Source organism: Luteimonas sp. A611 (genome assembly GCF_054072715.1).
In genome coordinates this window covers 2,076,722-2,091,768 of the sequence record NZ_JBSVRP010000001.1, presented here as the reverse complement: position 1 = coordinate 2,091,768, position 15,047 = coordinate 2,076,722, and the positions used below count along the sequence as shown (strand labels likewise).

Annotated in this window: 13 protein-coding genes; 9 read left to right on the top strand and 4 right to left on the bottom strand. The window is 70.4% G+C overall.

The genetic code is table 11. The annotated features are described in order from the left end of the window. Positions 1–60: 60 nt before the first annotated feature. The 7 genes from ACW5EG_RS09355 (at position 61) to ACW5EG_RS09325 (ending at position 5,838) form a co-directional block, all read left to right on the top strand. Positions 61–522 (top strand): DMT family transporter, encoded by a 462-nt coding sequence (locus ACW5EG_RS09355; protein ID WP_457021319.1) that lies wholly within the window; start codon positions 61–63, stop codon positions 520–522. Continuing rightward, positions 519–1,139, top strand: a complete 621-nt coding sequence (locus tag ACW5EG_RS09350) for an HD domain-containing protein (RefSeq protein WP_457021318.1) — start codon at positions 519–521, stop codon at positions 1,137–1,139. The genes ACW5EG_RS09355 and ACW5EG_RS09350 overlap by 4 nt, the downstream gene beginning before the upstream one ends. A gap of 44 nt (positions 1,140–1,183) precedes the next feature. Next, positions 1,184–1,549: a DUF6164 family protein gene (locus tag ACW5EG_RS09345; protein ID WP_457021317.1), complete on the top strand. Its 366-nt coding sequence runs from the start codon at positions 1,184–1,186 to the stop codon at positions 1,547–1,549. 3 nt (positions 1,550–1,552) lie between these two features. After that, the gene (locus ACW5EG_RS09340) at positions 1,553–2,860 is read left to right on the top strand and encodes an APC family permease (protein ID WP_457021316.1); all 1,308 of its coding nucleotides are present in this window, start codon (positions 1,553–1,555) and stop codon (positions 2,858–2,860) included. A 99-nt stretch (positions 2,861–2,959) separates the two neighbouring features. Then, positions 2,960–4,516 (top strand): leucyl aminopeptidase, encoded by a 1,557-nt coding sequence (locus tag ACW5EG_RS09335; RefSeq protein WP_457021315.1) that lies wholly within the window; start codon positions 2,960–2,962, stop codon positions 4,514–4,516. Positions 4,517–4,714: 198 nt separating this feature from the next. After that, positions 4,715–5,470: a sulfurtransferase gene (locus ACW5EG_RS09330; RefSeq protein ID WP_457021314.1), complete on the top strand. Its 756-nt coding sequence runs from the start codon at positions 4,715–4,717 to the stop codon at positions 5,468–5,470. Next, positions 5,467–5,838, top strand: a complete 372-nt coding sequence (locus ACW5EG_RS09325) for a hypothetical protein (protein WP_457020094.1) — start codon at positions 5,467–5,469, stop codon at positions 5,836–5,838. The genes ACW5EG_RS09330 and ACW5EG_RS09325 overlap by 4 nt, the downstream gene beginning before the upstream one ends. Positions 5,839–5,863: 25 nt before the next feature. Here ACW5EG_RS09325 and ACW5EG_RS09320 read toward each other — a convergent pair whose 3' ends face one another. Continuing rightward, positions 5,864–6,622 (bottom strand): type 1 glutamine amidotransferase, encoded by a 759-nt coding sequence (locus tag ACW5EG_RS09320; protein ID WP_457021313.1) that lies wholly within the window; start codon positions 6,620–6,622, stop codon positions 5,864–5,866. Between the two features lie 119 nt (positions 6,623–6,741). Beyond that, positions 6,742–8,676, bottom strand: coding sequence for a DEAD/DEAH box helicase (locus tag ACW5EG_RS09315; RefSeq protein ID WP_457020092.1), 1,935 nt, complete (start codon positions 8,674–8,676; stop codon positions 6,742–6,744). A 234-nt stretch (positions 8,677–8,910) separates the two neighbouring features. On the opposite strand from ACW5EG_RS09315, the gene ACW5EG_RS09310 reads away from it, so the two are divergent. After that, a complete protein-coding gene (locus ACW5EG_RS09310; protein WP_457021421.1) occupies positions 8,911–10,476 on the top strand; it encodes a protein adenylyltransferase SelO in 1,566 nt (521 codons plus the stop codon). Between the two features lie 3 nt (positions 10,477–10,479). Here the strand turns inward: ACW5EG_RS09310 and ACW5EG_RS09305 are convergent, their stop codons facing one another. Then, positions 10,480–11,196, bottom strand: a complete 717-nt coding sequence (locus ACW5EG_RS09305; RefSeq protein ID WP_457020091.1) for an MliC family protein — start codon at positions 11,194–11,196, stop codon at positions 10,480–10,482. A 301-nt stretch (positions 11,197–11,497) separates the two neighbouring features. Continuing rightward, the gene (locus ACW5EG_RS09300) at positions 11,498–13,276 is read right to left on the bottom strand and encodes a M14 family metallopeptidase (protein ID WP_457021312.1); all 1,779 of its coding nucleotides are present in this window, start codon (positions 13,274–13,276) and stop codon (positions 11,498–11,500) included. Between the two features lie 134 nt (positions 13,277–13,410). Between ACW5EG_RS09300 and ACW5EG_RS09295 the strand changes: the two genes are divergently transcribed. Further along, positions 13,411–15,045 (top strand): POT-type proton-dependent oligopeptide transporter, encoded by a 1,635-nt coding sequence (locus ACW5EG_RS09295; protein WP_457021311.1) that lies wholly within the window; start codon positions 13,411–13,413, stop codon positions 15,043–15,045. The last annotated feature ends 2 nt before the right edge of the window (positions 15,046–15,047 follow it).

Here is a 15,047-nt window from a genome sequence, read left to right as displayed (position 1 = left end):
TCACGTCGCAACTTCACCGCGTCGCACTAGACTGGCGTGGTTGCGGCGGAGGGACATCACGTGAAAGCCTGGACCACGTTCGGCATCGTTGTCGTCATTGCCGTCGGCGCACTGCTGCCGCTGCAGGCGCTGGTCAATGCGCGCCTGGGTGCGCTGACGCATGGCGCGCTGTACGCATCCTTCGTCTCGTTCCTGGTCGGCACCTGCCTGCTGGGGCTGATGCTGCTGATCACCCGCACGCCGCTGCTGCCGACGCAGCCGCTCAATACGCTGCCGGCCTGGGTCTGGGTTGGCGGCGTGATAGGCGCCTGCCTTGTGCTGGTGGCGACCCTGCTGGTGCCCAAGATCGGCGCAGCCGCACTGATCTGCCTGATCGTGCTGGGGCAACTGCTGGGTTCGCTGCTGCTCGATCATTTTGGCGTGCTGGGCGCGCAGCGGCCGGCGGATACGGTCCGGATCGGTGGCGCGCTGCTGGTGATCGTCGGCGCCGCGTTCGTGGTGCGGCCATGGCAGCCGGGATGAGTGGCATCGACGTACTGCCGGCCGGCCAGATGCACGCGCTGGAAGCGGCGTATGCGAAGCCGCCGCGCGCCTATCACGACTTCGGCCACGTGGGCGAAGTGCTGCGCCATTACGACGCCGTGGCCGCCGGGCCGGGCTGGGTGCAGCCGCGGGAAGTGCGCCTGGCCGTGCTGTACCACGACGCGGTGTACGAGCCCGGGCGCAAGGGCAACGAAACGCGTTCGGCCGCGTTCGCGCTCGAAGAGATCGCGCGCTGGTTGCCGGATGCCGGGGTGGAAGCATCGCGCGTGGCCGAGTTGATCGAACTCACCGCGCGCCACGGCCAGCATGGACCCCAGGATTTCGGCAAGACCGCGGTGGCAGACGACACCTGCCATTTCCTCGACTGCGACATGGCCATCCTCGGCGCCGAACCTCCCGCGTTCGATACCTACGACCGCGCGATCGCCGCCGAGTACCGCGGCCATGTGCCGGACTGGCTGTTCCGGATCAACCGCCGCCGCTTCCTCAAGGCGCTGCTGGCACGGCCACGGATCTATCTCAGCGATTTCTTCCACGAGCGCTTCGACGCGCAGGCGCGCAGCAACCTGCGCAGGGCGGTCACCAGCAAACGCTGAGGCCTGCTGCCCGGGAATCGCCCCGGAGCGGCTATGATCCGGCGATGGCGAAACTGCTGCTCAACCTGCGCAACGTGCCCGACGACGAGGCCGACGACGTCCGCGCCTTCCTGCGCGCGGCCCGGATCGAACATTACGAAACGCGTCCCGGGCCGTTCGGCATCTCCGCTGGCGGCATCTGGGTGCGCGAGAACGACGACGTACCCCAGGCCAAGCGCCTGATGGCCGACTACCAGCGCGACCGCGCGATCCGGGTGCGCGCCGACCACGAGCGCGCCGAGCGCGAAGGCACCGCCGAAACCTTTGCCGACATCGCCCGCGCGCAGCCGCTGCGGATCGTGCTGACCGTCCTGGCGATCCTGCTGCTGGTCGGGCTGATGGCGCTGCCCGCGATCCTCATCGGGCGCTGACCGGTGGCGGCTGCGCCTGGCCAGCTGGTCCGCGGCATCGGGCGCGGCAGCATGGTCGCGCTGTTCATCAACTCGGTGATCGGTGCCGGCATCTTCGGCCTGCCGTCGCGCGTGCACGAACTGCTTGGTCCGTACGCGCTGCTGGCCTACGTTGCCTGCGCGCTGCTGGTGCTGCTGGTGGTGCTGTGCTTCGCCGAGGCCGGCAGCCGCTTCGAACAGACCGGTGGGCCCTACCTGTATGCCCGCGTCGCGTTCGGACCGGTGGTCGGTTTCCAGGTGGGCTGGCTGGTGTGGCTGACGCGGGTGACCGCATTCGCCGCGCTGTGCAACCTGCTGATCGACTATCTCGCGCATGTTGCGCCCGCGCTGGCGAGCGGCACCGGGCGCGTCGCCGTCGCCACGCTCGCCACCCTGGCCATCGCTGCGGTCAACCTGCGCGGCGTGCGCACCGCGGCGATCGTCGCCAACGTGTTCACCGTCGGCAAGCTGGTGCCGCTGGTGCTGTTCGTCGCGGTGGGGCTGTTCTTCATCGAGCCTGCGCGCTACGTGCCGGAGCAGGCGCCCAGTTCCGTTGATTTCTCCAGCGCCGTGTTGCTGCTGGTGTTCGCCTTCACCGGATTCGAGACCGCGACCGTGCCGGCCGGCGAGGTGCGCGATCCGCGGCGCACGCTGCCGTTCGCGATCCTGGCCTCGATGGCAGTGATCGTGCCGCTGTACCTGCTGATCCAGTTCGTGGCGATCGGCACGCTGCCGGAGCTTGCACAGTCGAGCACGCCGCTGGCCGATGCAGCGGGCGGGTTTGCCGGCAGCATCGGCGCGGGCGTGATCGTGCTCGGCGCCCTGGTGTCGATCTCGGGCACGCTCAATGGCCTGGTGCTGTCGGCGCCGCGGCTGCTCTACGCCATGGCCGAACGTGGCCAGCTGCCGGCGCTGCTAGCGCGCACGCACCCGCGCTTTCATACCCCGCACTGGGCGATCGCGCTGACCGCGGCCTGCATGCTGGCGCTCACGCTGTCGGGGTCGTTCCTGAGCGCAGTGGCGCTGAGCACCATCACCCGCCTGCTGGCGTACGCGGCCACATGCATCGCGGTGCCGGTGTTGCGGCGGCGGGAGGGCGGCGAGGTCGCGCCCGCCGCGTTCCGGGTGCCGGCGGCGCCCTGGGTGGTGGGTAGCGCCCTGCTGGTGATTGCATGGCTGGTGCTGCATGCGGGGGCCGCGGAACTTCGCAACGTGGCGTTCGCGATGCTGGCGGGCGCTCTGCTGATGGTGATCGCGGGCCGCCTGCGTCTGCGCAGGCCAGGCGGCGCATGACTTTCGGCATGACCCGGTGATGCTGCACGCGGGGTAAGGTCCCGGGTCCGGATCGCATTGCGCACCGGCCTGTCTTCCGACCTTGCCTTGGGGCACTCGATGTCCAGAATCCTTGCGCCCCTGTTTTTCCTGGCCCTGGTCTGCGCCTGGCCAGCCACCGCGCTCGCGCAGCGCAGCCTGTCGTTCGAGGCGCACGCGCTGCCGGAGCAAGGCATCGTCGCGATCGCCGTGGCCGAGGGACTGCCCGAAGGCGGCAGCTTTGCCACGATCGACGCGCGCAGCGGCGGCGCGCTGCGCCGCGCGGCGGAGGCCGACGGTTTCAAGGGCAAGGCGGAAAGCCTGCTCGAGTTGCGCGGTTTTGCCGGCTACGATCGCCTGCTGGTGCTGGGCACGGGCAAGGACGCGCTGGCGCCCGCCGCGCTGCAGGATGCCGGCGGCCGCGTCGCCAGCGCCGTGGCGCGCATCCGTGCGCCGCGCGTGGACCTGGTCTGGGATGGCGGCGAGGCCGATGCCGCCTCGCACCTGGCGCTGGGCGCTTCGCTGGGCCAGTACAGCTTCGACAAGTACCGCTCGCGCAAGGATGAGGGCGAGGATGCGCAGGCCGGCACCGGCGAACTGGTGATCCGCACGCGGGCCGGCGCGGCTGCGGCCGACGCCTGGACCGCGCAGTGGAAGCCCGTCGCCGACGCAGTCGCCTTCGCGCGCGACTTGTCCACCGAGCCTGCCAATGCGCTGTGGCCCGAGGAGTTCGTCGCGCGCGTGCGCACGGCGGCGGCAGGCCTGCCGCTGCGCATCGAGGTGCTCGACGTACCGGCGATGCAGAAGCTCGGCATGGGCGGCATCCTCGCCGTCGGCCAAGGCAGCGTGCGCCCGCCGCGGCTGCTGGTGCTGCGCTATTCGGGCGCTGCAGCCGGTGAAGCGCCGCTCGCCTTCGTCGGCAAGGGCATCACCTTCGACAGCGGCGGCATCTCGATCAAGCCCAACACCAACATGTGGCAGATGAAGGGCGACATGAGCGGTGCCGCCACGGTGGTGTCGACCGTGATCGCGCTGGCCGGCCGCAAGGCACCGGTGAATGCGGTCGCGGTGGCGGCGCTGGCCGAGAACATGCCCTCGGGCAGTGCGGCGCGTCCCGGCGATGTGATTCGCACCGCCTCGGGCAAGACCTTCGAGATCATGAGCACCGACGCCGAAGGGCGCATGGTGCTGACCGACGCGCTCTGGTACGTGCAGCAGCGGGACCGGCCGCAGCTGGTCGTCGACGTGGCCACGCTCACCGGCTCGATCGTGGCCGCGCTGGGCGGCGACTATGCGGGCCTGTTCTCGCGCGACGACGTGCTGGCCGGGCAACTGCTGGCGGCGGGCGAGGCCAGCGGCGAGGAGCTGTGGCGGATGCCTCTGCGCGAGGAGTACGGCAAGCGGCTGAAATCGCCGATCGCCGACCTGCGCAATGGCGGTGGCTCGCCGGGCGCCGGCGTGGGCGCGTACTTCGTCGGCGAGTGGGTCGACCGCAAGCTGCCCTGGGCGCACCTGGACATCGCCGGCTCGTTCTCGGTCTCCAGCGCCGAACCGACCGTGCCCGAGGGCGCCACCGGCTTCGGCGTGCGCCTGCTGGATCGCTTCGTGCGCGACCACCACGAACAGCCGCGCGAATAGGGCGGTCGGGCGGCTGCGCCAGTCGCCGGCTACAATCGGCGCAGGCGGGCCGGACGCCGCCGCCATCCTCGCGAGACGTCCTTCGACGGCCGCAGACAGGGCAGCGGGTCTTCAGCCCGGTTTCGCCCGCACCCGCAGCTGCGAGCACGACGGTCGCCGCCCGCCCCACCGTAGCCCCCGTCGCGACCCGGCCAATCCATGATCCGCAACATCGCCGCCTACCACTTCGTCGAGATCGCTGACACGCAGGCGCTGGCCGAGCGCGTGCGCGAGTGGGCCGAGGCCGCAGCGCTGCGCGGCACGGTGCTGGTGGCCCCCGAAGGCATCAACCTGTTCCTGGCCGGCGCGGATGCCGCCATCGAAGGCTTTCTCGATCAGTTGCGCCGCGACCCGCGCCTTGCCGGGGTCACCGTCAAGGACAGCTGGAGCGCGACCGTCCCGTTCTCGCGGCTCAAGGTCAAGCGCAAGCGCGAGATCATCAGCTTCCGCCGTGACGATGCGTCTCCGCTGGGCGGCCGCGCGCCCGCAGTCGCGCCCGCGGACCTTGCGCGCTGGCTGGCCCAGGGCCACGACGACGAGGGTCGCCGTGTCGCCATGCTCGACACGCGCAACCGCGAGGAGACCGCGCATGGCGCGTTCGCCGGCGCGCTGGTGCTGCCGATCGACAACTTCACCGACCTGCCGGCCGCGCTCGAACCGCATCGCGGCGCCCTGGCCGACGCCACCGTGGTCAGCTACTGCACCGGCGGCATCCGCTGCGAGAAGGCCGCGCTGTGGATGCGCGCCAGCGGCATGGACAACGTGCTGCAGCTCGACGGCGGCATCCTCGGTTATTTCGAGGCGGTCGGCGGCGCGGGCTACGCGGGCCGCTGTTTCGTGTTCGACGAACGGGTGGCGCTGGACCCGGCGCTGCGCCCGCTGGTCGACGAAGCAGCGCAGGCGCGCGCCGCATGAGCTGGCTTGGCCTGGTGCTGCTGGTGCTGGGCGCGTACCTGGCATTCAAGCTGGCCGGCGCGCTGCTGAAGCTGCTGATGTTCGTGCTGGCGCTGGTCGGCGCGTACTGGTTCCTGGCGCCGCACCTGGGCTGGCCGACTGTGTCGGAACTGTTCTACGTGCTGGGTCCGGACTTTGGCGGGCGCCGCATCGAGGAGGTCGTCCAGCCGGGCGCCATTGCCGGCGAAGTCACGGATCGCGTCGTCGACGGGGTGATCGACCGCATCCTGCCGTCGCAGCCGCTGCCCGACGTCGAGCCGCTGCCGGAGCCGGCGCCGGCGCCAGCGGACGCGCTTGCGCCGACAGGCGCGGATCAGCCGATCCATTAGGGAAGCCCTGAACACGCCGCAGGCGCTACTCGCCGAACTCCCGTGAGGGCAGGGCGATGCGGCGCTGCGGACGGCCGACCAGGTCCAGGAAGCTGTTGAACACCGCGTCGGCGCCGGCCTGCATCGCGGCGATGTGCTCGTGGGTGTGGGCGCGGATCGCGGCCTCGTCGTGTGCGCCTTCGCGGCGCTCGAGCTCGGCCCGGTAGCCGGGCGTCGCCAGCCAGCGCTCGATCAGCGGCTGGTCCATCTCCAGGTGGAACTGGAACCCGTAGGCCTTCTCGCCCCAGCGAAAGGCCTGCTGCTCGCAGGTCTCGCTGCGTGCCAGGTGCACGGCGCTGCGCGGGATCTCGAAATGCCGGCCGTGCCACTGGAACACCGGCGCCTCCTCGCCGAGCGGAGCCAGCACCGGGTCGCTGCGCCCGGCCTCGGTGGCACGCAGGTGGTACCAGCCGATTTCCGGCACCTGCTGGCGCCTGACCGGTGCGCCCAGCGCGTGCGCGAGCAGCTGTGCGCCCAGGCAGATGCCGAGCATCGGCTTGCCCTGGCCCAGCATCCGCTCGATCGCGCGCAGCTCGGTGCGCAGGTGCGGCCGCGCCTGCTGGTCCTCGACGTTCATCGGCCCGCCCAGCACGATCAGGCCGCGATAGCGGTCGACGTCGGGCTGCGCCTCGGGATCGCGGTCGAAGTTGACGAAGCGGATGCGGTGGCCGCGGCGCCGGATCAGGGGGTCGAGCGTACCCAGCGGCTCGGCCGCGACGTGCTGGAAGACGAGGATGCGGGACATGGGGCGATTCTAGAAAGGATCGCAGCCGCGTGTGCCGATGGTTGCGGTTGTGACGCTTGGCTGGCGCTGTCCGGCGTGCAGGAGCGGCCGAGGCCGCTCCTGCTGCCGCGGAGCCGGGATCAGTCCCGGCGCCCGCGCGGCCCCGGCTTCGCGCCGCGCGGTGGCGGCCCCCCCTTGCTGCGCGGCTTGCCTGCCGGCTTGGGGCCGGGCCTGCCGCGCGGCGGTCCGCGTTCGTCCTCGCTGGCGTGGCGCATGCGCAGCTGCTGGCCGGACACCCACACCTTCTTCAGGTGCTCGAGCACCTCGCGCGGCATGCCCTGCGGCAGGTCGACCAGGCTGTGGTCTTCGCGGATGTCGATGCGGCCGATGTAGCGGCTCTCCAGGTCCGCCTCGTTGGCGATGGCGCCGACGATATTGCCCGGCTGCACGCCATGCATGTGGCCGACCTCGATGCGGAAGGTCTCCGTATCGAAACCGTGCTCGGGCGCGGACGCCGGACGCGCGTCGCGCGTGGCGGGCTCGCGCCGCGCTGCCGGCGGTGTCGGCGACGCGGCTTGCGGCTGCCCGGCTTCGGGCGGCGTGGCAAACAACGTTTCGCCGGCGTTGTGATGCGCGCGTTCGGGCCGACCCCGGGCGATCGGGGGTCTCGCCGCGAACGGGGTCGAAGCCTCGCGCCGCTCCATGCGCTCGCGCGGACCGCGGCCGTCGTCGCGGTCCTTGCGCGGTGGCGGCGCGGCGATCAGCAGCGGCGTATCGCCCTGCACGGCCTGCGCCAGCGCGGCGGCGATCTCGGCGGCGGGCACATTGTGGTCGCGCTCGTAGCGTTCGACCAGGTCGCGGTACAGCGCCAGGTCCGGGCTTTCGAGCGCGCTGGTGATGCGGTCCATGAATTTGCCGACACGGCGTTCGTTCACCGTGTCCACGCTCGGCAGCTGCATCGGCTCGATCTTCTGCCGGGTCGCACGCTCGATCGCGCCGAGCATGCCGCGCTCGCGCGGCGCTGCGAACAGGATCGCTTCGCCGCTGCGGCCGGCGCGGCCCGTGCGGCCGATACGGTGCACGTAGCTTTCGGTGTCGTAGGGAATGTCGTAGTTGAGAACGTGACTGATGCGGTCCACGTCCAGCCCGCGCGCGGCCACGTCGGTGGCCACCAGGATGTCGATGCGGCCGTCCTTGAGTGACTGGATGGTCTTCTCGCGCTGCTTCTGGTCAAGGTCGCCGTTGATCGCGGCCGCAGCGAACCCGCGCGCAGCCAGCCGATCAGCCAGCTCCTGGGTGCCGAGCTTGGTGCGTGCGAACACGATCATCGCCTCGAACGGCTCGGCCTCGAGGATGCGGGTGAGCGCGTCGAGCTTGTTGGTGCCGCTGACCATCCACACCCGCTGGCGGATGTTGGGCGCGGTGGTGGTCTGCGACTTGATCGCGATCTCGACCGGGTCCTTGAGGTAGGTCTGCGCGATGCGCTTGATCTGGCTCGGCATGGTCGCCGAGAACAGCGCCACCTGGCGCGTCGCGGGCGTCTTCTTCAGCACCGTCTCGACGTCGTCGATGAAGCCCATGCGCAGCATTTCGTCGGCTTCGTCGAGCACCAGCGTGCGCAGTTCGGAGAGGTCCAGCGTGCCGCGGTCGAGATGGTCGATCACGCGCCCGGGCGTGCCGACGATCACCTGCACGCCGCGCTTGAGCGCGGCCAGCTGCGGGCCATAGCCCTGGCCGCCGTAGATCGGCAGCACCTGGAAGCCGGGCAGGTGGGTGGCGTATTTCTGGAATGCCTCGGCCACCTGGATGGCCAGCTCGCGCGTGGGCGCCAGCACCAGCACCTGCGGCTTGCGCGCGGCCGGATCGAGCCGCGCAAGCGCGGGCACGGCGAAAGCGGCGGTCTTGCCCGTGCCGGTCTGCGCCTGCCCGAGCACGTCGCGACCTGCCAGCAGCGGCGGGATGGTCGCGGCCTGGATGGGCGATGGAGATTCGTAGCCGACGTCGGACAGCGCCTGGAGCAACGGCTGCGAGAGTGCGAAATCGGAAAAACTGGTGGGCGGGGCTTCGGCGCTCATGGAATCCGGCGAGCCGGTCCTGAAAATCGGGGAGACAGTGTACGCGTCGCTGCGTCAGGGCGGCGTCGCGCGCTGCAGACAGTGCTGCGGCTAGGATGGGCGCTCCATCCACACGTGCCTTCGAATGACCCGGTCCACGAGCCTTCCCAACCCCGTCCTCCTGCGGCCCCGCCGCAGGACCGGGGCCTGCTGAACGTGTACGCGCCCGGTTTCGACAACGCGCTGCTGCGCGAAATGCCCGGCGATCCGGAGCAGGGGCCGCGGCGGCGCCAGGTGGAGCAGGCCGTCTGGTCGCGGGTCCAGCCCACGCCCGTGGCCGCCCCGCGGCTGCTGGCGCATTCGGCCGAAGTCGCCGCCATGCTGGGCATCGACCAGGGCTGGCTGCATTCGGACGGGTTCGCCCGGGTCTTTGGCGGCAATGTGCTGCTCCCGGGCATGGATCCGTTTGCCGGCAACTACGGTGGCCACCAGTTCGGCCAGTGGGCCGGCCAGCTTGGCGATGGTCGTGCCATCAGCCTCGGCGAGGCGGTGCCGGCCGACGGGACGCGCCACGAACTCCAGCTCAAGGGCGCCGGCCCCACGCCGTATTCGCGCAGCGCCGACGGACGCGCCGTGCTGCGCTCGTCGATCCGTGAATTCCTGTGCAGCGAGGCGATGCACCACCTGGGCATCCCCACCACGCGCGCGCTGTCGCTGGTGGCAACGGGAGATGCGGTGGTGCGCGACATGTTCTACGACGGCAACGCGGCGCCCGAGCCGGGCGCGATCGTGTGCCGCGTCGCGCCCTCGTTCCTGCGCTTCGGCCACTTCGAGCTGCCGTATTCGCGCGGCGACAGCGGACTGCTGCGCCAGCTCGCGGAATTCTGCATCTGGCGGGATTTCCCGCACCTGCTCGGCAGCCGCGCTGGGCAGCCGCTGGATGCGCTGCGCGCGCAGGAGGTATTCACCGAGGCGCTGTTCGGTGAATGGTTCAACGAAGTCTGCGAACGCACCGCGCACATGGTCGCGGGCTGGATGCGGGTGGGCTTCGTGCACGGCGTACTCAACACCGACAACATGTCGATTCTGGGCCTCACCATCGACTACGGCCCCTATGGCTGGATCGACGACTACGATCCGGACTGGACCCCCAACACCACCGACGCGCAGGGCCGTCGCTACCGTTTTGGATGGCAGCCGCGGGTGGCGCACTGGAACCTGTCGCGCCTGGCGCAGGCGTTGACGCCGCTGTTCGACGATCTCGCGGTGCTGGAAGCCGGGCTCGATCGCTATGCCCAGGCCTGGCAGGCCGGCGACCGCGCAAACATCGCGGCCAAGCTCGGCCTGGCCGACTGCCGCGAAGACGATGTGGGCCGGATGGAGCGGCTGCAGGCGTTGATGCAGACGGCGCAGGTGGACATGACGATCTTCTTCCGCGCGCTGGCGGACATCGACCTCGACGCGCCTTCGCTCGAGCCACTGGCGGATGCGTTCTACGACGCGGAGCTGCGCGAGACACATGCGCCCGCCTTCGACGAGTGGCTCGACGACTACACGCAGCGGCTGCGCGGCGACACGCTCGATCCTGCTGCGCGCCTTACGCGCATGCAGGCGGCCAACCCGAAATACGTGCTGCGCAATTACCTGGCCCAGCAGGCGATCGACCAGGCCACGGCCGGTGATCCGTCGGGCATCGCCGAGCTGCTGGAGGTCATGCGCCGGCCCTACACCGACCAGCCCGGTCGCGAAGACCTGGCGGCCAGGCGCCCGGACTGGGCGCGCAACCGGGCCGGGTGTTCGGCCCTCTCCTGCAGTTCGTGACCGTCATTCGTCGAGGAACGCTCCGCAACCCTTGAGCGTTTCGGCGCCCACCGTCAGCGCGATGGACGCGGGATAGTCCAGGTCGCTCATGCCGTCACTGCAGCTGCCGCGGGTAATCCGCAGTTCAACCGCGCTGCCGTCGTCGGCGCTACCGAGGAAGCCTTCGCCCGCCTCGAGCGGCGTGGCCTGCGCCACCACGAGCGGGCGTTCGCCCATGTCCAGTGCCAGGCGCATCCGTGGCGTCGGTCCGGCGTCCACCTCCAGTGACCAGAACGGCTCGGTGCCCAATCCGCGGAAGGCGACGCCGCGCGCGCGCGCCTCGTCCCAGGGCGAAACCTCGTCGGTGACGCGGCAGTCGAGGGTCTGGCCGCCGAGGGTCAGCGTGGCGCTGTCGCCCTTGTTCCAGAACTCGTTGCCCTGCGCGTCGGCGTAGCGGGCGCCCGACGCCGCCATCACCTGCGGCAGGACCGTCCGGCGGGTGGCGATGGTCAGGGTGAGTTCGCCCCTGGCGTTGTCGAACCTGGCGTTGGCGAGCACGTCGCCGCAGCGGAAGTTGGCCGTGGTGGAGTCGGGAAGCGGCGCTGCGGGCGTGCCGCTTGGCGGTGCGTCCGCCAAGGCGGGGTCTACCGCCACGGCGTCCGGCGACGCTGGTGGCGGGGCCGGCTGGCAGCCGGCTGCGAGCGACAGGGCCAGGACGAGGCAAGGGTGGGCGATGCGCATGGGGCTTCCCTGGAGACGGGGGATGGCCAATGTCCGACTTCGTGGTGATGAACGCAAACGGCGGGGCTGGCGGCTCCGGTGGCCCCCACCCCAACCCTCCCCCGCAAGCGGGGAAGGGGGCCGAACGTTGCGCGTCGGCGTGACGCTGCGCCCGGCCCGCGCGCTGCTCCGCGGGGGAGGGAGTCGAAGCGTTGCGCGTCGGCGTGAAGTTGCGCCCGGCCCGCGCGCTGCTCCCTCCCCCGGCTGCGGGGGAGGGTTGGGGTGGGGGCCGCAGGTCGCCAGGCGCGCGCCGAAGCTTGCGCTACTCCAGCACGTGATCGACCCGCAGCACCGGATACAGGTCCAGGCGCTCATCCCAGGACGGGTGCCGTCGGTGGAAGAACTGCAGCCGCGCCGAAGGGTCGCTGGCGAAGGCTTCGTCTTCGCGCAGTCGCCGCTCGAACTCCAGCTTCAGCTCCGGGTCCGCCGCCAGCATCTCGCGCGCCACCGCCTCGGCCACGTAGGCTTCCATGTATTCCTTGCTTTCGAAGGCGTTGTTGAACACGCCCCACTGCAGCAGGGAATCCGGCGCCCGCGGCTCGAGCAGCGCCATCACCAGGCGCGCCTTGGGCTGCGCGATCGGCACGAACAGCGCGCCGCCGCCCACCGCACGCGACTCCGGCTGCCACTCGCCCTCGATCGTCAGCCGCTGGCGCCCTTCCAGGGGCTGCCCGGCAAAGCGCTTGGCGTCGGCCCGGAACACCTGCACGTCCAGCGCCTCGCACGGGCTGGAGTCCGGGCGGCAGTCGACGCGGCGATGGCGGACGCCGTGCTGGTCGAGCTTCGCGGCGACGATGTCGGCGAAGCCCGCCGGCACGAGGTAGCCGCCACGCGGGGCTTCGACGACCGTGTGCGGCACGACCACGTCACGCAGCGGCACCTGCCACACCCGTGGCGTGGTCGTGTCATAGCGGGTCATCGGCGCCCCGGACACCTCCGACGGCGTACGCGTGTAGGCATAGCCGCGGAAATCGATGATGCGGCTGTCCGTGGTTGCCAGGTAATCCAGCGCGACCGGCTGGCCGGACAGATCACGCGCATCGGCCGCCTGCGCCACCGCCATCCATTCGCGGCCGTGCCGCGCCACCTGCTCCAGCACCGAGACGATGGTGTTGCGGGTGATGCGCACGCGCACCGGGTACTGCTTCCACGAGTGCGTCTCGACCAGCATCGCCAGGCGGTTGCGCAGCAGGAAGTAGCCGGTGGAAAAGCGCGGCGGCGAAACGCCATCCTCGAAGCCCGAGGCCGGGTCCTGATAGTCCTCGAACGAGGGATAGAACGGCAGCGGCAGCGAGCCCTGCGCGGCCAGGTCGGCGATGGTGCGTTCGCGCAGGGCCAGGCCGGCCTGGCGCAGCGCCTCGTCGCCGGCGTGCAGCGGTTCGACCTGGATCGAGACGTCGTGTTCGAACTGCGCGCCGTTGGTGGCGTGCAGGTCGATGTAGGCGATCGGGTCCCAGGCTTCGACCAGCCGCAGCATCGCCTGCATCTCCGGCGAGTCGGCCTTGGCGTAGTCGCGGTTGAGGTTGAGGTTCTGCGCCGTGGTGCGCCAGCCCATTTCCTCCGGTCCGTTCTGGTTGGGGCGGTTCCAGGCGCCGAAGCGCTCGTGACCATCGACGTTGAACACCGGCACGAACAGCCACACCAGCTGCTCCAGCGCGCCGGGCGCGGCCTCGCCGGCCAGCGCCTCGCGCAGCGCCAGGAACCCGGCGTCCTTGCCGTCGATTTCGCCGGCGTGGATGCCGCCCTGGATCAGCACCACCGGCAGGCCGCGTGCGCGTGCGGCCTCGGGCGTCAGCGCGCCGCTGCGCGAGACAGCCAGCACTTTCATCGGCCGGCCTTCGGGGCTGGTGCCGAAATCGATGCAGCGCACCGCCTCGGGATGGCGCTGCTCGAAGGCCGCGCACAGCGCCACGGTTTCGTCGTAGCGGCCGGTCTTCACGAATCCGCTGCGCTCGGCCACGGTGGCCAGGGGCGGCTGTGCTGCGGCGGGCAGGGCGGTAGCCAGGACGGCGAGGAGGGCGGCGAGGATGGGCTGCTTCATCGTGACTCATGCGGGAACGGTGCCGCGATGATGCCAGCGCGTCGCGCCGGGGCCATGTGTCAATGGTACGGACCGCATGGGCGACTGGGCCCGGGATCGGCTAGCCTGCGGGACTTTCTCCCCGGAACACCCGCATGAGCACAAGCGCCACGCCGGTTCCCCCGGCCCAGGGCCGGATGCCCGGCCAGATCAAATACATCATCGGCAACGAAGCCTGCGAGCGCTTCAGCTTCTACGGGATGCGCAACATCCTGGTGCCGTTCCTGATCAGTTCGGTACTGCTGCAGTACCTGCCCGCGGGCAGCGAGCGCGAGGCGATGGCGAAGGAGGTCTTCCACACCTTCGTGATCGGCGTGTACTTCTTCCCGCTGCTGGGCGGCTGGCTGTCGGACCGCTTCTTCGGCAAGTACAACACCGTCCTGTGGTTCTCGCTGATCTACTGCGCCGGCCACGCCTGCCTGGCGATGTTCGAGGGCAACCGCACCGGATTTTTCACCGGCCTGTTCCTGATTGCGCTGGGATCGGGCGGCATCAAGCCGCTGGTGGTCAGTTTCTGCGGCGACCAGTTCGACCAGACCAACAAGGACAAGGCCAAGCTGGTCTTCGACGCGTTCTACTGGATCATCAACTTCGGTTCGTTCTTCGCCTCGCTGTTCGCGCCGCTGCTGCTGCGCCACTATGGTCCGGCCGTCGCCTTCGGCGTGCCGGGCGTGCTGATGTTCATCGCCACGGTGATGTTCTGGCTGGGCCGCAAGCAGTACGTCAACGTGCCACCGTCGGGCAACGACCCGCACTCGTTCCTCAACGTGATCCGCACCGCGCTGCGCGAGCGACGCGTGGGGCAGGGCAATGCCGGCGCGATCGTGGCCTGGAGCGGCGTCACGGTCGCCGCGCTGATGCTGGCGCTGTGGGCGCTTGATGCGATCGGCGCGGGTGTGCCGTGGCCGGACGCGTTCGGCTTCGTCATCACCGCCTGCCTGGCGCTGGGCGTGTTGATCGCCTTTGGCGGCTGGGGCGCGTCGCTGCAGCTCGAGCGGGCGCGTGGCCTGCATCCGGATGCGGCGGTGGACGGCGTGCGCGCCGTGTTGCGGATCCTGATCGTGTTCGCGCTGGTCACGCCGTTCTGGTCACTGTTCGACCAGAAGGCCTCGACCTGGATCATCCAGGGCAACGCCATGGTGATCCCGCACGACCAGTGGTGGTGGCCGAGCCGGCTGATCCTGGAGCCGGCGCAGATGCAGGCGCTCAACCCGCTGCTGGTGATGCTGCTGATCCCGTTCAACAACATCGTGCTGTACCCGCTGCTGCGGCGGATGGGATTCGTGGTGACCGCGCTGCGGCGGATGGGCTGGGGCATCGCGATCTCGGGCGTGTCGTGGATCGTGGCCGGCCTGCTGCAGCTGTGGATCGACAGCGGCGCCGAGGTCTCGCTGGCCTGGCAATCGCTGCCCTACCTGCTGCTGACCTTCGGCGAGGTGCTGGTCTCGGCGACCGCGCTCGAGTTCGCCTACAGCCAGGCGCCGCACGCGATGAAGGGCGTGATCATGGCGTTCTGGTATCTCACCAGCACCTTCGGCAGCCTGTGGGTGCTGCTGACCAACGCCGGCGTGCGCAACGACGGCTTCAAGGCGCTGATCGTGCAGACCGGCATGAGCGAACCGGCGTTCCTGATGTTCTTCTTCGCCGCATTCGCCTTCGTCGCGGCCGCTGCGTTCGCGCTGTATGCGCGGCGCTACCCGATGCAGGACAATTACCGCATCGCCAGCTGACG